The 18,971-nt window shown below is 60.6% G+C and carries 16 protein-coding genes; 9 read left to right on the plus strand and 7 right to left on the minus strand.

Annotation, left to right across the window (positions count from 1 at the left end):
* Positions 1–169: 169 nt before the first annotated feature.
* Positions 170–3,703 carry a pyruvate:ferredoxin (flavodoxin) oxidoreductase gene (nifJ, locus tag ACSBQQ_RS05365; protein WP_060427999.1) on the minus strand — a complete coding sequence of 1,178 codons (3,534 nt, stop codon included), beginning with the start codon at positions 3,701–3,703 and terminating at the stop codon, positions 170–172.
* A gap of 238 nt (positions 3,704–3,941) precedes the next feature.
* Here nifJ and ssmE point away from each other — a divergent pair, with 238 nt between their 5' ends.
* Both ssmE and ACSBQQ_RS05375 read left to right on the plus strand, forming a co-directional pair.
* Complete coding sequence (gene ssmE / locus ACSBQQ_RS05370) at positions 3,942–4,274, plus strand: multidrug efflux SMR transporter SsmE (RefSeq protein ID WP_033634669.1); 333 nt, start codon at positions 3,942–3,944, stop codon at positions 4,272–4,274.
* 499 nt (positions 4,275–4,773) lie between these two features.
* Entirely contained in the window at positions 4,774–5,028 is a 255-nt protein-coding gene (locus tag ACSBQQ_RS05375; RefSeq protein ID WP_015377999.1) for a DUF333 domain-containing protein, read from the plus strand.
* A 29-nt stretch (positions 5,029–5,057) separates the two neighbouring features.
* Here the strand turns inward: ACSBQQ_RS05375 and hslJ are convergent, their stop codons facing one another.
* The 3 genes from hslJ to ACSBQQ_RS05390 all read right to left on the minus strand — a co-directional run bounded on the left by hslJ (position 5,058) and on the right by ACSBQQ_RS05390 (position 6,959).
* Entirely contained in the window at positions 5,058–5,486 is a 429-nt protein-coding gene (gene hslJ, locus ACSBQQ_RS05380; RefSeq protein ID WP_033648436.1) for a heat shock protein HslJ, read from the minus strand.
* 47 nt (positions 5,487–5,533) lie between these two features.
* Positions 5,534–6,526 (minus strand): 2-hydroxyacid dehydrogenase, encoded by a 993-nt coding sequence (locus tag ACSBQQ_RS05385; RefSeq protein WP_016927571.1) that lies wholly within the window; start codon positions 6,524–6,526, stop codon positions 5,534–5,536.
* A gap of 142 nt (positions 6,527–6,668) precedes the next feature.
* A complete protein-coding gene (locus ACSBQQ_RS05390) occupies positions 6,669–6,959 on the minus strand; it encodes a putative quinol monooxygenase (protein WP_033648435.1) in 291 nt (96 codons plus the stop codon).
* A 139-nt stretch (positions 6,960–7,098) separates the two neighbouring features.
* Here ACSBQQ_RS05390 and ACSBQQ_RS05395 point away from each other — a divergent pair, with 139 nt between their 5' ends.
* From ACSBQQ_RS05395 to ACSBQQ_RS05415, 5 genes are all read left to right on the plus strand, one after another.
* Complete coding sequence (locus tag ACSBQQ_RS05395; RefSeq protein WP_033648434.1) at positions 7,099–7,929, plus strand: LysR family transcriptional regulator; 831 nt, start codon at positions 7,099–7,101, stop codon at positions 7,927–7,929.
* Positions 7,930–8,246: 317 nt separating this feature from the next.
* The gene (locus ACSBQQ_RS05400; protein ID WP_060428001.1) at positions 8,247–10,859 is read left to right on the plus strand and encodes a YdbH family protein; all 2,613 of its coding nucleotides are present in this window, start codon (positions 8,247–8,249) and stop codon (positions 10,857–10,859) included.
* Positions 10,856–11,053: a YnbE family lipoprotein gene (locus ACSBQQ_RS05405; protein ID WP_025302979.1), complete on the plus strand. Its 198-nt coding sequence runs from the start codon at positions 10,856–10,858 to the stop codon at positions 11,051–11,053. Before ACSBQQ_RS05400 ends, ACSBQQ_RS05405 begins: the two co-directional genes overlap by 4 nt.
* 8 nt (positions 11,054–11,061) lie before the next feature.
* A complete protein-coding gene (locus tag ACSBQQ_RS05410) occupies positions 11,062–11,385 on the plus strand; it encodes a YdbL family protein (RefSeq protein WP_048321624.1) in 324 nt (107 codons plus the stop codon).
* Positions 11,370–11,507 (plus strand): hypothetical protein, encoded by a 138-nt coding sequence (locus ACSBQQ_RS05415; RefSeq protein WP_107685448.1) that lies wholly within the window; start codon positions 11,370–11,372, stop codon positions 11,505–11,507. The genes ACSBQQ_RS05410 and ACSBQQ_RS05415 overlap by 16 nt, the downstream gene beginning before the upstream one ends.
* On the opposite strand, the gene azoR is transcribed toward ACSBQQ_RS05415, so the two are convergent.
* On the minus strand, positions 11,504–12,109 hold the full coding sequence (azoR, locus tag ACSBQQ_RS05420; RefSeq protein ID WP_033634661.1) for an FMN-dependent NADH-azoreductase: 606 nt from the start codon (positions 12,107–12,109) through the stop codon (positions 11,504–11,506). The two genes, ACSBQQ_RS05415 and azoR, sit on opposite strands and share 4 nt — an antisense overlap.
* A gap of 269 nt (positions 12,110–12,378) precedes the next feature.
* On the opposite strand from azoR, the gene hrpA reads away from it, so the two are divergent.
* On the plus strand, positions 12,379–16,266 hold the full coding sequence (gene hrpA / locus ACSBQQ_RS05425) for an ATP-dependent RNA helicase HrpA (RefSeq protein WP_071998135.1): 3,888 nt from the start codon (positions 12,379–12,381) through the stop codon (positions 16,264–16,266).
* 96 nt (positions 16,267–16,362) lie between these two features.
* On the opposite strand, the gene ACSBQQ_RS05430 is transcribed toward hrpA, so the two are convergent.
* Both ACSBQQ_RS05430 and asr read right to left on the minus strand, forming a co-directional pair.
* Entirely contained in the window at positions 16,363–17,175 is an 813-nt protein-coding gene (locus tag ACSBQQ_RS05430) for a trypsin-like serine peptidase (protein WP_060387798.1), read from the minus strand.
* A gap of 293 nt (positions 17,176–17,468) precedes the next feature.
* Positions 17,469–17,744 carry an acid resistance repetitive basic protein Asr gene (gene asr / locus ACSBQQ_RS05435; RefSeq protein WP_033648431.1) on the minus strand — a complete coding sequence of 92 codons (276 nt, stop codon included), beginning with the start codon at positions 17,742–17,744 and terminating at the stop codon, positions 17,469–17,471.
* A 185-nt stretch (positions 17,745–17,929) separates the two neighbouring features.
* Here asr and ACSBQQ_RS05440 point away from each other — a divergent pair, with 185 nt between their 5' ends.
* Complete coding sequence (locus ACSBQQ_RS05440) at positions 17,930–18,835, plus strand: alpha/beta fold hydrolase (RefSeq protein WP_060418815.1); 906 nt, start codon at positions 17,930–17,932, stop codon at positions 18,833–18,835.
* Positions 18,836–18,971: the final 136 nt, after the last annotated feature.

Raw genomic sequence — 18,971 nt, forward strand, 5'->3', positions numbered from 1 at the left:
TTTACCATTCAACCGGCCGCTTTTGATCATTATTCATCATCCTGCTGCCACGCGCCCGACGCGAGGCCTGTATGGTACGGATTGCGCGCAGGAATGCCAGCGGGTTTTTGCTGCGGCTGACGCCGGCGGTAAAAGAACAGGGCGCGAATCGCTCGCGCCCTGAGGGAGGTTACTCTGCGGCGGATTTTTCCGCCTTGCCGGCCAGCAGGCTGAGGAAATCGTATTTCTCCTGCAGCTCTTTCTCGGCGGCCTGATACAGCGCGCTGGCCACTTCCGGTTGCTGCGCGTTCAGGCGGCGGAAACGCTGTTCTTTCAGCAGCGTTTCCGACAGGCTGCTGTTCGGCGGCCGCGAATCCAGCGCCAATGCGGCCTTGCCCTCGGCGCTGCGGCGCGGATCGAAGCGGTACAGCGGCCAGAAGCCGGTGGCGGTCAGCTGTTTCATCTGATCGTGGCTGAGCGCCAGATCGTAGCCGTGCTCTTCGCACGGGCTGTAGGCGATGATCAGCGACGGCCCCGGATAGGCCTCGGCCTCCTGAATCGCTTTCACCGTTTGGTTGAGCTGCGCCCCCAGCGAGATCTGCGCCACGTAGACATGGCCGTACATCATCATGCTGACGCCCAAATCCTTGCGCGCCTTGCGCTTGCCGTGTTCGCCGAACTTGGTCACCGCGCCGAGCGGCGTGGCCTTCGACTGCTGGCCGCCGGTGTTCGAGTAGCACTGGGTGTCGAGCACCAGCACGTTGACGTTCTCCGTCAGGCTGAGGACGTGATCCAAACCGCCGAAGCCGATGTCGTAGGCCCAGCCGTCACCGCCGATCAGCCAGATGGATTTATCCACCAGGTAGTCGGCGCCGGCCGCCAGCTGGCGCGCGTCTTCGCCTTCTAGATTGGCCAACAGCGTGCGCAGTTCGGCGATCTGCTTACGGCGCGGCTCCGGCGCCACGTCGCCCATCTGCAGGGCATTGACCAACCGCTCCGGCAGCTGCGGCGCCAGAGCATTCAGCAGGCGCAGCACTCGCGCGCGATGTTGATCGACCGTTAAACGGAAGCCCAGGCCGAATTCGGCGTTGTCTTCGAACAGCGAGTTGGCCCACGCCGGGCCGCGCCCTTCGGCGTTGGTGGTGTAAGGCGTGGTCGGCAGGTTGCCGCCGTAGATCGACGAGCAGCCGGTAGCGTTGGCGATCAGCAAGCGGTCGCCATAGAGCTGGGTCAACAGCTTGATGTACGGCGTTTCGCCGCAGCCGGAGCAGGCGCCGGAGTACTCGAACAGCGGCGTGATCAGCTGCGAAGTGCGAATGTCGATGCGCTCCAGCTGCGTCGGATCGATTTCCGGCAGCTGCAGGAAGAAGTCGTAGTTGTCTTTTTCCGCCGTCAGATTATCGAGGCGCGAAGCCATGTTGATGGCCTTGATCTCCGGGTTCTGGCGATCTTTCGCCGGGCAGACCTCGACGCACAGGTTACAGCCGGTGCAATCCTCCGGCGCTACCTGCAGCACGTATTTCTGGCCGCGCATATCGCGCGCTTTGACATCCAGCGATTGCAGGGAGGCGGGGGCGTGCTCCATCTCCGCCGGCTGAACCACCTTGGCGCGAATGGCGGAGTGCGGGCAGGCGGCGACGCAGTGGTTGCACTGGGTGCACAGGTCGGGCTGCCAGACCGGGATCGCTTCGGCAATGTTGCGCTTTTCCCATTGGGTGGTGCCCACTGGCCAGGTGCCGTCCGGCGGGAAGGCGGAAACCGGCAGCGCATCGCCCAGCCCGGCCAGCATCGCGGCGGTGACGGTTTTGACGAAGTCCGGCGCAGCGTCCGAGACCACCGGCGGGCGCATCGGGCTGCTGGCGTCGACCGGCTGCAGCGGGATCTCGGTCAGCGCGGCCCGGGTGGCGCCCAGCGCCTGCCAGTTGCGCTCGACGATCTCCTGGCCCTTGCTGCTGTAGCTGCGGGCGATGGCGTCCTGCAGCTGTTGCAGCGCCACGTCGCTCGGCAGGATCTGCGTCAGGTGGAAGAACGCCATCTGCATCACGGTGTTGATGCGCGCGCCGAGCCGGCATTCGCGCGCCAGCTTGGCGGCGTTGATGATATAGAAACGCGCCTGGCGTTGGTGCAACAGCGCCTGAACCTCCTGCGGCAGGCGCGACCAGACCTCGTCGGCGCCGTAAGGGGTATTGAGCAGGAAGGTGCCGCCGGGCTTCAGGCGTTCGACCATTTGGTACTTATCGATAAACTGCAGCTGGTGGCAGCCGACGAAGTCCGCGCGGCTGACCAGGTAGGCCGAGTTGATCGGCTGCTCGCTGACGCGCAGGTGCGACACCGTCAGGCCGCCGGCCTTTTTGGAGTCGTAGACGAAATAGCCCTGGGCATACAGCGGCGTGGCGTTGCCGATGATCTTGATGTTGTTCTTGGTGGCCGAGACCGAGCCGTCGCTGCCCAAACCGTAGAACAGGGCTTCCAGCGAGGCGCGCTGCGGCAGGATTTCGTCGCTCAGCGGCAGCGAAAGCCCGGTGACATCATCGAAGATGCCGACGGTAAAGCGCGGGCGCGGCTGCGGCTGGGCCAGCTCGCGGAACACCGCCAGCGCGCAGTCGGGGCCGAACTCTTTCGACGACAGGCCGTAACGGCCGCCGATCACCCGCGGCAGCGTGGCGCGCTCACCCCGGCTGTAGGCTTCCGCCAGCGCGGTCATCACGTCCAGATACAGCGGCTCGGCCAGCGCGCCCGGTTCTTTGGTGCGATCGAGCACCGCGACGCTGCGCACGCTGTCCGGCAGCGCGTCGAGCAGGTATTTGGCGGAGAACGGCCGGAACAGCCGGACTTTCAGCACGCCGACTTTCTCGCCGCGGGCCAGCAGGGTGTCGATCACCTCTTCGCAGGTGCCGGCGGCGGAGCCCATCACCACCACCACGCGTTCGGCCTGCGGGTGGCCGTAATAGTCGAACGGCCGATAGTGGCGGCCGGTGAGGGCGGCGAAGGCTGCCATGGCGTCGATCACGTGCTGGCCGGTGGCGTCATACCACGGGTTGGTGGCTTCGCGCGACTGGAAATAGGTGTCCGGGTTGGCGGAAGTGCCGCGCACCACCGGATGATCCGGCGACAGCGCCCGGCTGCGGTGAGCGTCGATCGCCGCCTGCGGCAGCATTTGCCGCAGCGTATCGTCGCTGAGCGGTACGATCTTGTTGATTTCGTGCGAGGTGCGGAAGCCGTCGAAGAAATGGATAAACGGCACGCGCGCGTTGAGGGTGGCGGTCTGCGAGATCAGCGCGAAGTCCTGCGCCTCCTGCACGCTGCCGGCGCACAGCATGGCGCAGCCGGTCTGGCGCACCGCCATCACGTCCGAGTGGTCACCGAAGATGGACAGCGCGTGCGTGGCTACGGTGCGCGCGGCGACGTGCAGCACAAACGGCGTCAGCTCGCCGGCCAGTTTGTACAGCGTCGGGATCATCAGCAGCAGACCCTGCGATGACGTGAACGAGGTCGACAGCGCGCCGGTTTGCAACGCGCCGTGCACGGTGGCGATCGCGCCGCCTTCCGACTGCATTTCCACTACCCGGGGGATATCGCCCCAGATGTTTTGCCGGCCATCGCCGGACCAGGCATCCGCCTGCTCCGCCATGGTGGAACTCGGCGTGATAGGGTAGATGGCAATCACTTCGTTGGTGCGATAGGCCACGGAAGCGACTGCATTATTACCATCTGTAGTTATCATCGGCGTTACCTTTTCATTGCTCTCAAAGCCGCGAAAGCGCACTTTCGCAGTAATGGAAAAAAGTCTAACAGAGGGTTTGAACGCGGCTTTATCGTGTTTGTGTGGCGGGTGACAAATCGTCAAAGGCCTATTTCCTCGTCGATTGGGGGCCGGCGGCAATAAATTGTTTTCACCGTTTAAAGACAATTTATTTCCGGCACGTCATAATTGCGCATCGGCAAACTGACAGAAGAAAATCATGAGCGCATTTATGTATTTGACGATGGCGATAGTCGCGGAAGTGATCGCCACCACCATGTTGAAAGCCTCCGAGGGCTTTACCCGCCTGTGGCCGTCGCTGCTGGTGGTGCTGGGCTACGGCGTGGCATTTTGGGGGCTGTCGATGGTGGTCAAGAGTATGCCGCTGGGCATCGTGTATGCGATTTGGTCAGGCATGGGGATTGTGCTGGTGTCGGTCGCCGCGGTATTTGTTTATCAGCAAAAATTGGATTGGCCGGCGATCGTCGGCATGGGATTAATTATTGCCGGCGTGCTGGTGATTAATTTACTGTCGAAAGCCACGGTGCACTGAGTGTTATTTTAATGTGAAAAAAGGCCGGCGCGACAGCGAGTCGCGCCGGTTGAAGAATTCAGCCATCACTCACTGAAAATAGTGGAATGCTAATTACTTAGCGCCGCCAGCATAAACGCAAATATCGTCCTCTCCGGTAGCAAAAAATGCGTCGTTTCACTGAAAGCACGCGAAGATAATGAATAGCGATATCGCCGGAAAAACTTCCTGGTCGGCAGCGGTGACGTTATCACTTTCTTCGTGCGACCGAAGCCTGGCAGCGGGTGGCGCCGTCACGTTTGGCACCGCGTTTCGGTGCGGAAATATTCTGCAAACAAAATAAATGTCCGGCCGCCGCAAAAAAACGACAAATAATGGCTGGAATATATTTTCATTATTTATATATCGAGCTAGATTAAACAAGTTTGCATCAAAGATAGCGAAACGTGTCCGCCAAGTGACGCGCGTTATCAGCAATGGCGATTTTACACAGCGCAGTTCCGGGTTCAGGAGTGGGATAATGACGACATCAAAATGGCTGCTTGCCAGCGCCGTGCTGCTTTTAGCCGCCTGCAGCAGCAATAACGAAGAACCAGTACAGCAGGGCAACAGTGCCAGAATCAATACGTTGCAGACCAGCGCCGGTTGCGCGGCGGTCGGCGGCGTCACCACCATCGCGCACAACCTGAACGGTGAAGCGCTGCGCATGTGCCAAATGCCGAACGGCAAGCAGTGCGAAGAACGCACGCTGGGCCTGGGCAGCTGCGCCGGGTAAGCCCGCAGCGCCAGGCCCAGCGTGCAGGATCAATACACCCAATCGCGCAGGGTATAGATAAGCGTGTGGCCGCTGCCGTTGAGCGTCAGCTGCTGGGCGCTTAGCGTCACTTCGGCGCCGTTTTCCAGCACGGTGCCGATCACTTGATCCCAGCGGTTGCGCTGTTCATCAGGGCACAGTCTGCGCGTCGTGGCCAGCGGTTTCACCGTCAGCACGCCGTCGCGTAATTGCCCCTGGCCGAAGAAGCGGTTGCACATCGCACCGGAGACATGCAGGTTCTCGCCGAACTCCAGATTGAGCAGGCCGCCGCCCTCCGGTGGCTTCGCCGTTTCGCCATCCACGCTCTGCAACACGAAGTTGTGATGCAGCAGATCGCCTGGCGTGACGGCCGTATGTGGTTTCATGCTGCACCCCGCTAAAGCCAGCGCCGCAAGGGCGGCTACCGTGGTTTTTCTCATCGCGTTCTCTCAAATAAACAGGGCGCCGGGGCGCCCCGAGGTGACGCTCAGGCGTTCAACTGGTTCGGGCAGGCTTCGCCGCGATCCAACTGGCTGATGTTCTGCAGCGTGGTTTGCGAAATGCTGGTCAGCGCCTCTTCGGTCAGGAAGGCCTGATGGCCGGTAAACAGCACGTTGTGGCAGGCCGAGAGGCGGCGGAACACGTCGTCCTGAATCACGTCGTTAGACTTGTCTTCAAAGAACAGATCGCGTTCGTTCTCGTAAACGTCCATTCCCAGCGCGCCGATTTTCTGCTGCTTCAGCGCGTCGATGGCGGCGGTGGAGTCGATCAGCGCGCCGCGGCTGGTGTTGATCACCATCACGCCGTTTTTCATCATCGCGAAGGCGTCGGCATTCAGCAGATGGTGGTTTTCCGGCGTCAGCGGGCAGTGCAGGGTGATCACGTCGGACTGCGCGTACAGCGTTTTCAGGTCGACATACTCCGCGCCCAGTTCCAGCGCCTGTTCGCTCGGGAACGGATCGTAAGCCAGCAGCTTCATACCGAAGCCTTTCAGAATGCGCATCGTCGCCACGCCGATTTTACCGGTGCCGATCACGCCGGCGGTGCGGTTGTGCATGTTAAAGCCGATCAGCCCTTCCAGCGAGAAATTGGCGTCGCGGGTGCGTTGATAGGCGCGGTGAATACGGCGGTTCAGGCACATCATCATGCCTACCGCGTGCTCCGCCACGGCTTCCGGTGAGTAGGCCGGCACGCGCACTACCTTGATGCCCAGTTCTTTGGCGGCGTCCAGATCGACATTATTGAAACCGGCGCAGCGCAGGGCGAGAATTTCGACGCCCAGCGCCGCCAGTTCTTCGAGCACTTCACGGCTGCCGTCGTCGTTGACGAAGATACACACCGCCTTGCAACCGGCGGCCGTTTTGGCGGTTTTTTTGCTGAGTAAAAAGTCGAAGAATTCCAGCTCATAGCCAAACTGCTGATTCACCAGTTCGAGATATTTACGGTCATACTGTTTGGTACTGTATATCGCCAATTTCATCGTGGTTTCTCCACCGTGATTTTGTGATCAATTTAACAGATTTTAGTAAATTCGACAATTGGTTAGCAGTTTGTCCCGCGCGGGGCTTGTTCTATCAGACAGGGGAGTGAAACCGGCCCGCATTGGGCCGGTTCACGCGGTTTTAACGAGCGATTTCCGTGTAATGATGCTCATCGTAATCATGGGTCAAATAACTGTTAACGACATCGTTAAAGGCGATCCAATGAGGCGTTTTCTGGTGTGCTGAAAGCGCCGCCTTATCGTCCCAGTTTTCGATCAGCGCGTAGCTGTTCTCATCGCTCTGGCATTGCCAAAGCTGGTAAAAAGAGCAGCCGGTTTCTTTATTGGATTCCTGCACCATGGTGTTGAGCAGGCTCAGAAACGCTTGCCGCTTGGCCGGATTGACCTGAAAAAAGACGTTGAGCGTAATCATGATTGATTTCCTCGGTCGGTAATGAAACTGGATATCTCCAGGGGCAGCATTGTGCTGACAGCGAGGATTTTACGGACTTGATGGCTGACTAAAAGTGAAATAAAGTTCGTGAATTGTTCACTTTTGGTGAAGGCTTAAGATGTTTAAACGTGCCCAGTTAGCCGCCTTTTGCATGGTGGTGGAGTCGGAGAGTCTCACGGCCGCGGCGGAGCGGCTGTTTTGCGTGCCCTCTAACGTGACCAAGAAATTAAAAGAGCTGGAAATGGCGTGCGGCGTCACGCTGTTCGAGCGTGAGCGCAATCGGCTGTCGCTCACGCCGGAAGGCCGGGCGCTTTACCATAAGGCCAAGCGCTTTTTGGCTATCGAAGAGCGGGCGCGATCACAGCTTGAACAGGATCCGGTGCAGGGCGAACTGAGGCTTGGCGCGCTGGATATCGCCTTGAGTCATCATTTGCCGCAAAAGTTGGCCCATTACCGTGCGCAGAATCGCCGCGTTCAGCTGAGTGTGGTGCAGGGATATTCGCTGGATCTGGAGTTTCAGCTGCAAAAAGGGGCGCTGGACGTGGTGTTTTCAGATGGGCCGATCGAACATCCGCAGATGCAGAGTCGGCGTGCTTTCCAGGAGCGTTTGGTCTTCATTGGCGGGGCATGTCGGCCGGCGTTGTTGGCAAAAAGCGATCTCTATGTTTATTCGCGGCAATGCCACTATCGCCATCTGGTGGACGCCTGGCTGCAGAAGCAGCAAGTCATCCCCGCCGCGCTGCTGGAGGTGGAATGCTACGACGTGATATTTGCCTGCGTAACAGCGGGATTAGGCTATGCGTTTGTGCCCGAAAGCCTGGCGCGGCAGCGAAAGGTTGCATACATAGAATGCGGGAATGAAATGCGCAGCGATATTTATGCTATCTGGCGTAAAGCGAGCGACAGCCGCATATTGCACGATTTTATTGACGCCGTGATTCGGCATTAAGGCAAAAAAATCCCCACGGGGGTGTGGGGAATGGCTTCTCTAGTACACAGTTAGCTAGCAGCTGAACTTTTATTAGAATGGTTGCAAGACTATTAATCATCAATGGCAACGACAATAACAAAAGTCTGAAAACTGTCCTGTTTATGTGATGCATATGTAACGAAAATCTACAACTCCGCACACGTTTGCGCCAAAAAGGTGCAAATCGCCGCTGCGACCCCGCTCAGCTTCACCCTATGTCAAATTCATGCCATCATTATTGTCAATTCAGGCATAGACTTAACCAATGCCTAACTCAGGAACGAAGCAATCATTTAATGACCAGGCGATTAAAAGTATTCATAGGGACGGTGGCGGGCTGCGCAATTCTGGTGCTGGCGTTGTGGCAAACTTTGCCGCGCTGGCTGCCGGGCGTGTTATCGCATTGGTTGCCGGCGGGAAGCCGCCTGGAGTTGCAGGGCAAATTGCACTGGCGCCAGGGCGGCCTGGCGCTGGCGGGGGCGCGTTTCACCGCGCAAGATTGCCTGCTGGCCAACGTCGGGCCGACGCGGTTGGCTTACCGCCAGGGCCGCTGGCAGCTGTCGAGCGATAAGGTCAGCGTCGATAGCGCCTGTTTGTCAAAACTGCCGGCCGGCGACGCCAACAGCGCGCCGCTGGCGCTCGATCAGCTGCAGCAACAGCTGCCGCCGCTGGATCTCACCATTAATGACCTGACGCTGGTTCCCTGGCAGCGCTATGCCGGCAAGCTGCAGCTTTCCTCCGGCCCTGACGGGCAACGCCTGCATTATCAGGGGCCGAATCTCAGCGCCGAGGCGCAGCTGGATGAAAAACAGCAGCTGACGTTGCAGAGCCTGACCGTCGTCCCGCCCAACAGCGCGCAACCGCTGCGTCTCGCCGGCAAGATAACCATTCCGCTGGATCTGGCCAGCCTGCCGACGCAGGGCGCGCTGCAGGGGGAAATGCAGACCGCCTATCTGGAAAAACCGGTATTGCTGGACATGCGCTGGCAACAGCGGCAGGGCGTGTTGACGGTAAGCGAAAAAGGCGACGATCGGCCGCTGGCGGTGCTGCCGTGGGAAGTCGCGCCGCAGCGGGTCAGCATCAGGCAGGGCGAGTGGCGTTGGCCGTACAGCGGGCAGCCGTTGAACGGCGGCCTGAGCGTTGCGCTGCACGACTGGAGCAAAGGGTGGGATGAAACGGAGATCAGCGCGCGGCTGAACGTGATCACCGCCGGCCACAACGGCAAGGGCAATGCGGTGCTCACCCTCGGGCCGGGCAAGGTAGGGTTGACCGACAGCGATCTGCGCTTCCAATTGACCGGTCAGGCCAATCTGGCCGACTTCTCCGCCAGCGCGTCGATTCCGGGCGTGATCGGCGGCAGCATTCTCAACCCGACACTGGTGCTGCAGCCAGGGGCGCTGTTGCGCCTGTGGGGCAAGGTGACGCCGGAAATGACGCTGGAAGAGGCGCGTTTGCCGCTGGCGGGCGTGAAGGTGACCGCCGCCGGTATCACCGGCCGCCTGCAGGCGATTCTGAACGCCAGCGACAGCTATTGGGGGCGCTTCAAGCTGCACCTGGACGGCCAGGCGCAGGATTTCTGGCCGGACAAGGGCGACTGGCAGTGGCGTTACTGGGGCAACGGCCGGTTGCCGCCGCTGCAGGCCGCCTGGGACGTCGCCGGCAGCGGGCGCTGGCAGGATAGCGAGCTGGTGCTCGACAAGCTCTCCACCGGTTTCGATAAATTGAAGTATGGTTTGGTGACGGTCGCCGCGCCGCGCCTGAGCCTCAACCGGCCGCTGCGCTGGCGGCGTGATGAACAAAGCCCGCAGTTCAACGGCGAGCTGCAACTGGCGGCGGATAAGGTCAGCTTCAGCGACGGCGGCCATCTGCCGGCGCCGGTGCTGGCGCTGCAGGTGAACGGCCTTTCGCCGGACAGTTTCCAGCTGCAGGGCAAACTGCAGGCACAGCAGATCGGGCCGATCGCGCTGCGCGGCCGTTGGGACGGCGAACGCCTGCGCGGTGAAGCCTGGTGGCCGAAACAGTCGCTGAAGGTCTTCCAGCCGCTGCTCGCGCCGGATCTCAATCTCACGCTGCGCGACGGCGAGTTTTATGCGCAGTCGGCGTTTTCCGCCGCCCGCGAGCAGGGCTTCGAAGCCGGCGGCCACTGGGTGGTGAAAAACGGCGGCATGTGGCTGAAAGACGGCGAGATGAGCGGCCTGGACTTTATCCTGTCGTACCGGTTCAAGCAGCATCAGTGGCTGCTGGGGGCCAAACAGCCGGTGTCGCTGCGCATCAAGTCTTTCAGCAACCTGTTCGAGATGCAGAACATTTCCGCCGATCTGCAGGGCACCTATCCTTATAGCGAAGGGCAGCCGCTGACGTTGAGCAACGTCGGCGTGGACATGCTCAACGGGCATATCAGCCTGTCGGCGCTGCGGTTGCCGCAGCATGACGCCGCGGTGCTGAAGCTGGACAAGGTCGATCTCAGCGCGCTGTTTACCGCCCTGAAGCCGAAGCAGTTCGCCATGTCCGGCCGCGTCGACGGTGAGCTGCCGCTGTTCCTGAACCACCCGAAATGGCTGGTGCAAAACGGCTGGATCGCCAACGCCGGCACCCTGACGCTGCGGCTGGACAAAGACATGGCCGACGCCATCGGCAGCAACAACCTGGCGACCGGCGCGGCGATCGACTGGCTGCGCTACATGGAAATCAACCGTTCGCACGCCCGGGTCGATCTCGACAACCTGGGCGAACTGACGCTGAGCGCGCGTATCGACGGCATCAACCCGCAGAAGAACGCCAAGCGCGAGGTGATCCTGAACTATCGGCATCAGGAAAACGTGTTTCAGCTGTGGCGCAGTTTGCGCTTCGGCGACAATTTACAGGAGTGGCTGGAGCAGGCCCTCTCACAACCTGGGGAGCAACAATGAAAATCATGAGTGTGTCGACGCTGGCAGCGGTGCTGTGCGTTTCGCTGCTGAGCGGCTGCGTGCCGCGCATCGAGGTGGCGACGCCGAAGGATCCGATCACCATCAATATGAACGTCAAGATCGAGCATGAAATTCATATCAAGGTGGATAAGGACGTCGAAAACCTGCTGAAAACTCAAAGCGGTCTGTTCTAGGAGCCGACATGAAAAAACGTTATTTGTGGCTGGCCGGCGCCGCCTGGTTTTTCAGCGGCGTGGCGATGGCGTTGACGCTGGATGAGGCGAAGCAGCAAGGGCGGGTGGGCGAAACCCTGAGCGGCTATATCGCCCCGGTGAAGCAGGACGCGGAAACGCTGGCGCTGGTGAAGCGCATCAACGCCGGCCGCGCCGAGAAGTATCAGGAAGTGGCGGACGGCAACCATATCGCCGTCGACGAAGTGGCGCGCATGGCCGGGCAGAAGCTGGTGACGCGGGCGCAGAGCGGCGAGTATGTGCGCGGCATCAACGGCCAGTGGCTGAAGAAATAAAAAAAGCGCGCCGTCTGGCGCGCCAAGAGATACGGATAGATGATTATTATGAGGGTAGTGCAGGTTTGACAGGACTTGCTTCTTGTCCGGCAGGGGCGCGGCGCCCCTGCGCAGGATCTTAGGCAGACACCACCTGAGACAGGGCCGCCTTGGCGTCTTCCTGTGCTTTGGTCGCCACTTCCGGGCCGTAGGCGATGCCTTCCGCGAAGACGAACTCCACGTCGGTAATGCCGATGAAGCCCAGGAACAGACGCAGGTAAGGTTCCACCAGGTCGGTTGGGGTGCCTTTATGAATGCCGCCGCGGCTGGTCAGGATCACCGCGCGTTTGTTTTTCACCAGGCCTTCCGGACCGTTTTCGGTGTAACGGAAGGTCACGCCGGCGCGGGCAACCAGGTCGAAATAGTTTTTCAGCTGGGTCGGGATGTTGAAGTTGTACATCGGCGCGGCAATCACGATGACGTCATTGGCCTGCAGCTCGGCGATCAGCTCGTCCGACAGGGCCAGCGCTTCTTGTTGACGCGGGGTCAACGGAGCATCGGAAGGACGCAGCGCGCCGACCAGTTCACCGTCCAGCACCGGGATGGGCTGTGCGGCCAGATCGCGCACGGTGATGGTGTCGCCGCTGTGGGCGTTGCTCCATTGCTCTACGAAGAAATCGGCCAGTTGGTTAGACTGAGAGTAGGTCGCCAGGATGCTTGATTTCAGAACCAATACGTTGCTCATCGATAATTCCTTACGTTGTGACAGTGACATCAGGACTCAGCGTCCCTTGCATGGAGTACATGCTATTCACATTCCTCCAACAGTGATAGCGCAATATTTCGAGATCTTCGTTCGATTTTATTGAATGACATGGCGAGGCTTTACTCGCGAAAGTAGGGGGAGAAAGCCGTTTGTGATAGGCTGTGCGGCTAAAGCAAAAAAATCGCTAAAAAAACATCAAACCGTTGCCAAGCCTGGCCTTGGCGGCGAAGAAACAAGGAACACCGAACGTGAAATCTCCGCTCGAGGCACTGCCGGCCCAACTGGGTGAGCTGATGCTCCGCGATCAACAACGTCTGCGTCGTCGCCTGCAGGGCGCACGAAAAATCAAAAATCCCGATGCCCAGTTGGCGGTGGCCGCCGAAGTAGAAAGCGACATCGCGGCGGCGCGGCAAAAAGTGCAGGCGCGCGCCGCGTCTTGCCCGCGCATTACCTATCCGGAAAGCCTGCCGGTCAGCCAAAAAAAGCAGGACATATTAAACGCCGTCCGCGATCACCAGGTGGTGATTGTCGCCGGGGAGACCGGCTCGGGGAAAACCACCCAGCTGCCGAAGATCTGCCTGGAACTGGGGCGCGGGGTGAAAGGGCTGATCGGCCATACCCAGCCGCGCCGCCTGGCGGCGCGCACCGTCGCCAACCGCATCGCCGACGAGCTGGAAACCCCGCTCGGCGGCAGCGTCGGCTACAAGGTGCGCTTCAACGATCAGGTAGGAGAAAATACCCTGGTCAAGCTGATGACCGACGGTATCTTGCTGGCGGAAATTCAGCAGGACCGCCTGCTGATGCAGTACGACACGCTGATCATCGATGAAGCGCACGAGCGCAGCCTCAACATCGACTTTATTCTCGGCTACCTGCGCGAACTGCTGCCGAAGCGCCCGGATCTCAAGGTGATCATCACCTCGGCGACCATCGATCCGCAGCGCTTCTCGCGCCATTTCAACAATGCGCCAATCATCGAGGTTTCCGGCCGCACCTACCCGGTGGAGGTGCGCTACCGCCCGGTGGTCGACGACGGCGACGATACCGATCGCGACCAGCTGCAGGCGATTTTCGATGCGGTGGACGAGCTTGGCCGCGAAGGGCCGGGCGACATTCTGATCTTCATGAGCGGCGAGCGCGAGATCCGCGATACCGCCGACGCCCTGAACCGCCTCAATCTGCCGCACACCGAGGTGCTGCCGCTGTATGCACGCCTGTCGAACAGCGAGCAGAACCGGGTGTTCCAGTCGCACCACGGCCGCCGCATCGTGCTGGCCACCAACGTGGCGGAAACCTCGCTGACGGTGCCGGGCATCAAGTACGTCATCGATCCGGGCACCGCGCGCATCAGCCGCTACAGCTTCCGCACCAAGGTGCAGCGCCTGCCGATCGAACCGGTGTCGCAGGCTTCTGCCAACCAGCGTAAAGGGCGCTGCGGCCGCGTATCGGAAGGGGTGTGCATCCGCCTGTACTCCGAGCAGGATTTCCTGTCGCGGCCGGCGTTTACCGATCCGGAAATTCTGCGCACCAACCTGGCTTCGGTCATTCTGCAGATGACCTCGCTGGGGCTGGGCGACATTGCCGCGTTTCCGTTCGTCGAGGCGCCGGACAAGCGCAACATTCAGGATGGCGTGCGCCTGCTGGAAGAGCTGGGGGCGATCGCCACCGCCGACAACGGCCACTATCAGCTGACGCCGCAGGGCCGCCAGCTGGCGCAGTTGCCGATCGACCCGCGTCTGGCGCGCATGGTGCTGGAAGCGCAGAAGAGCGGCAGCGTGCGCGAGGTGATGATCATCACCGCCGCGCTGTCGATTCAGGATCCGCGTGAGCGCCCGATGGACAAGCAGCAGGCCTCGGATGAAAAACACCGCCGCTTCGCCGACAAGGACTCGGACTTCCTGGCGTTCGTCAACCTGTGGGATTATCTGCAGGAGCAGCAAAAAGCGAACTCCTCCAGCCAGTTCCGCCGGCTATGCCGCAACGATTTCCTCAACTACCTGCGGGTGCGCGAGTGGCAGGATATCTACACCCAGCTGCGCCAGGTGGTGAAAGAGCTGGGGCTGCCGATCAACAGCACGCCTTCCGACTACCGCAGCGTGCACACCGCGCTGCTGACCGGCCTGCTGTCGCACATTGGTCAGAAGGATGCGGACAAGCAGGAATACACCGGCGCACGCAACGCCCGCTTCTCCATCTTCCCCGGCTCCGGCCTGTTCAAGAAGCCGCCGAAGTGGACCATGGTGGCCGAACTGGTGGAAACCAGCCGCCTGTGGGGGCGTATCGCTGCGCGCATCGAACCGGAATGGATCGAACCGCTGGCTCAGCACCTGGTGAAACACAGCTACAGCGAACCGCACTGGTCGAAGTCGCAGGGGGCGGTGATGGCCAGCGAAAAGGTCACGCTGTTCGGCCTGCCGATCGTCGCGGCGCGCCAGGTCAATTACGGCTCCATTGATCCGCTGCTGTGCCGTGAGCTGTTTATTCGCCATGCGCTGGTGGAGGGCGACTGGCAGACGCGCCACGCCTTCTTCCGCGACAACCAAAAGCTGCGCGCCGAAGTGGAGGAGCTGGAGCATAAATCACGCCGCCGCGACATCCTGGTGGATGACGAAACGCTGTTCGGCTTCTACGATCGCCGTCTCCCCAACGACGTGGTTTCCGGCCGTCATTTCGACAGTTGGTGGAAGAGCGCGGCCAAACAGCAGCCGGATCTGCTGAACTTCGAAAAAGAGATGCTGATCAAGGACGGTGCCAATAAGATCAGCGCGCTCGATTACCCGAACTTTTGGCATCAGGGCAACCTCAAGCTGCGGCTGAGCTACCAGTTTGAACCGGGCACCGACGCCGACGGCGTGACGGTGCACATTCCGCTGCCGATCCTCAACCAGGTGGAGGAGCAGGGCTTCGAATGGCAGATCCCCGGCATCCGCCGCGAGCTGGTGATTGCGCTGATCAAATCGTTGCCGAAACCGGTGCGCCGCAACTTCGTGCCGGCGCCGAACTACGCCGAGGCGTTCCTTGGCCGCGTCACTGCGCTGGAATTGCCGCTGCTGGACGCGCTGGAGCGCGAGCTGCGGCGCATGACTGGCGTGACCGTGTCACGTGATGACTGGCAGTGGGATCAGGTACCCGATCACCTGAAGATGACCTTCCGCGTGGTGGGCGAGAAAAATCAGACGCTGCGCGAAGGCAAAGACCTGGCCGCGTTGCGCCTGCAGCTGAAAGAGAAGGTGCAGGAGACGCTGTCGGCGGTGGCCGACGATGGGCTTGAGCAGAGCAATCTGCATGTCTGGAGCTTTGGCCAACTGCCGGCGTTTTACGAGCAGAAGCGCGGCGGCTATTCGATGAAGGCTTACCCGGCGTTGGTGGATGAAAAGGACAGCGTGGCGATCCGCCTGTTCGACAGCGAAAGCGAGCAGCAACAGGCGATGTGGCAGGGCACGCGCCGCCTGCTGTTGCTGAATATTCCTTCGCCGATCAAATACCTGCATGAAAAGCTGCCGAACAAGGCCAAGCTGGGGCTCTACTTCAACCCGTACGGCAAGGTGCTTGAGCTGATTGACGATTGCATTTCGTGCGGTATCGACAAGCTGATCGCCGAACACGGCGGCCCGGTCTGGCAAGAGGAAGGCTTTGCGCGCCTGCAGGAGCAGATCCGCGCCGAGCTGAACGACACGGTCGTCGAGGTGGCCAGGCAGGTTGAGCAGATCCTGACGGCGGTCTTCAACATCAACAAACGGCTGAAAGGCCGGGTGGACATGTCCTTGGCGCTGGCGTTGTCGGACATCAAAACCCAGCTTGGCGGCCTGGTTTACCGCGGTTTCGTCACCGGCAACGGCTGGAAACGCCTGCCGGACACGCTGCGCTACCTGCAGGCGATCGAACGCCGATTGGAAAAACTGGCCATCGATCCGCATCGCGATCGCGCGCAGATGCTGCGGGTTGAGCAGGTGCAGCAGGCGTGGCAGCAGTGGCTGAACAAGCTGCCGCCAAAGCGGCAGCAGGAGGAAGAGGTGAAAGCGGTGCGCTGGATGATCGAAGAGCTGCGCGTCAGCCTGTTCGCGCAGCAGCTGGGCACGCCGTACCCGATCTCCGACAAGCGCATTATGCAAACTATCGAGCAGCTTTCGGGCTAAGTTCGGGCGCGCCGGCCGGCAAACGGCCGGCGCAGCGCAAGTTGAAATTCAGAGAACAGAGAAACAGCAACGGCGCTTGATGCGCCGTTACGAGAGCTATTTGCCCGCCGCTAGGGCGTCTAGCGCTTCGCGGATGCCGGGCACCGCCAGGGCGCGGTTATCGGCGCGGTAGCGATCTTTCGCCGCCGGCGCCGAGCTTTGGATGGCGATCAACTGCCAGCCGTCGGCGGTTTTCAACAGCAGCGGTGAGCCGCTGTCGCCGGGCAGGGTATCACACTGGTGCGACAGTACGCCTTGCTGGGCCCAGCCGGTGACCTTGCAGTTTTGGTGGCTGTAGAGGTCATCCAGATGATCCTCCGGGTAACCCGCCTGAGTAATCAACCGCTTGGCCTGTTTCAGGGCCTGGGTCAGCGCCTTGCTGTCGCCTTGCCACAGCGGCAACGGTGCGATCGGCAGCGGCTTTTTGTCTTTCAGACGGATCAGCGCAAAGTCATAAGCGGCGGCGGCGGGCGGCACGATCCAGCCATCGCCGTCCGGCTTCAGCTTTTTGCCCAGCTTGCTGTCGACCAGAGTTTCGATATTGTCGGTTTGATACCGCCAGGATTTATCACCCGCCACGAAGCGCAGGGCGATGGCTTTATCCTGTTGCCCCGGCGGCGCCAGCACACAGTGGCCGGCGGTCAACGCCAGGTGTGGGGAGATCAGCGTGGCGGTACACAGATTGCCGCTGGCGGTTTCGACCTGGCCGATGGCCTGCCAGGGCTGGGCGGTGGTATCCGTGACCTTGATGCGTTCATCTTTGCCGAAAAACAGACGCGTTTGCTCGGCCTTGGACGGGCCGTCGGCACGTGCCGCCTGAGCAGCGATGAGCGGGAGTGAGCACAGCAACAGTAAAACGGATTTGCGCATAGATCTCTTGCCTGACAAATACGGATCATCCATAAACACACTGAATGCTAACTATAGACTGATTTAGCATCCGTGTGGATGGGCAATAATTGATTTTTCAATAATTTCCCGCCGGCGATGCGGCAGGCTACAGGTAAAAAAAGACGGCGATCAGTCCGCAAAGGATCAGGGCGGTCAGAACGATCTCGAACAGGTAGCGGCGCAGCATCAATGCGAACCCCCGATGAAAAAACACCCGGCGAACCGGGTGTTGTACACGTCAAGCCTGAAACGGTGAGGGGATCCTCACGTTGTTACGCCTTTTTGTGGCTGGCTTTCTTGTGGTGTTTTTTAGCCGCCTGGGCTTTTTGGGCCGGGGCTTTCGCACCGGCTTTTTTGTGATGCTTTTTGGCCGCCTGAGCTTTCTGAACCGGGGCTTTCTTGCCGTGGTGTTTCACCTGGGCTTTAGCCGGCGCAGCGGTGGCGGTGGTTGCGCTAGCCGCAGGTGCGGTGGTGGCAGCCTCGGCAGCGAAAGCTACGGAAGACAGACCCATTGCAGCGGCAACAACCAGAGCTAATACTTTTTTCATCGCAGAATCCTCAATATGGCTTTTGGGTATCAACCCCACTGCGGGGCCGTTGAAATGATAGTAGGCAAACGGCGTCCGCCTTTCCGTGAGTGATTGGTTTCGGCATGTAACCTAATGTACAGGGCGGCGGTGGGGAGTGGGATTGCTGTTATAATGACCGCCAGGCACGGCAAAAAGGATTTAACATGAACGAGATATCAATTCGTTGTGGCGTGACCGAACAGGGCGAGGTGCCGCTGGCCTATGAGGACTGGGGCGATGAGGCGCACCCGCCGCTGCTGCTCATCATGGGTATCGGCGCACAGCTTTTGCTGTGGCCTGACGACTTCTGCCGCGCCCTGGTGGCCAAGGGATTTCGGGTGATCCGCTATGACAACCGAGACGTCGGCCTTTCCGGCAAAACGCAGGCACAACGTACGCAGCCGTTGTGGCTGCTGATGTTGCGCGCCCAGCTCGGTTGGCAAACGCCGGTGCCTTATACCCTGGCGGACATGGCGGCGGACGCGGCGCATCTGCTCGATCATTTACGCATTCCGCAGGCTCACGTACTGGGCGCTTCGATGGGGGGGATGATCGCCCAGGTGCTGGCCGCCGAATACCCGCAGCGCGTCGCCTCGTTATGCATCTTGTTCTCCAGCACCAATCAACCGCTGTTACCGCCGCCGGCCCCTTCGCTGCTATGGCTGTTGGTGCGCCGGCCTGCGGCCGATTTGACGCTGCAGCAGCGCCACGAGGGGATGAAAATCTTCCTGCGCGCGCTCGGCACCCGATTTTATCCGCCGGAGGAGGCGGAGCTGGATACGCTGGTGACGCGGTTGCTGAAGCGGGGCGTGGATCCGGAAGGCATGCAGCGGCAACTTTCCGCGTTGCTCGGCAGCGGCGATCTGCGTCGTTATAGCCGGCGCATAGCCGCGCCGACGCTGGTTATTCACGGCGATCGCGATCGGCTGGTGCGCAAGGCGGGTGGGGTTGCGATCGCCCGTGCGGTCGCCAACGCCAAATTGCATATCATGCCGGGCATGGGGCATGACCTGCCCGCGCCATTGAGGCCGCAGCTGGCGGCGATGATCGCCCGTCATGCGCTGGGATGAGAGGCCGGAAAGCCCGGCGTTTTTTGCTATTTTAGTTACAACATACTTATGGTGAGTAGCCAGCCGCCACTCTGTAGCCAAGGCGTTGTCGGCAAGGAATGCGCGCTATGAAACATTATCCGGTCATGCAGGCGGG

The organism is Serratia sp. G204Y, assembly GCF_051172435.1.
Classification (GTDB): Bacteria; Pseudomonadota; Gammaproteobacteria; order Enterobacterales; family Enterobacteriaceae; genus Serratia; species Serratia sarumanii.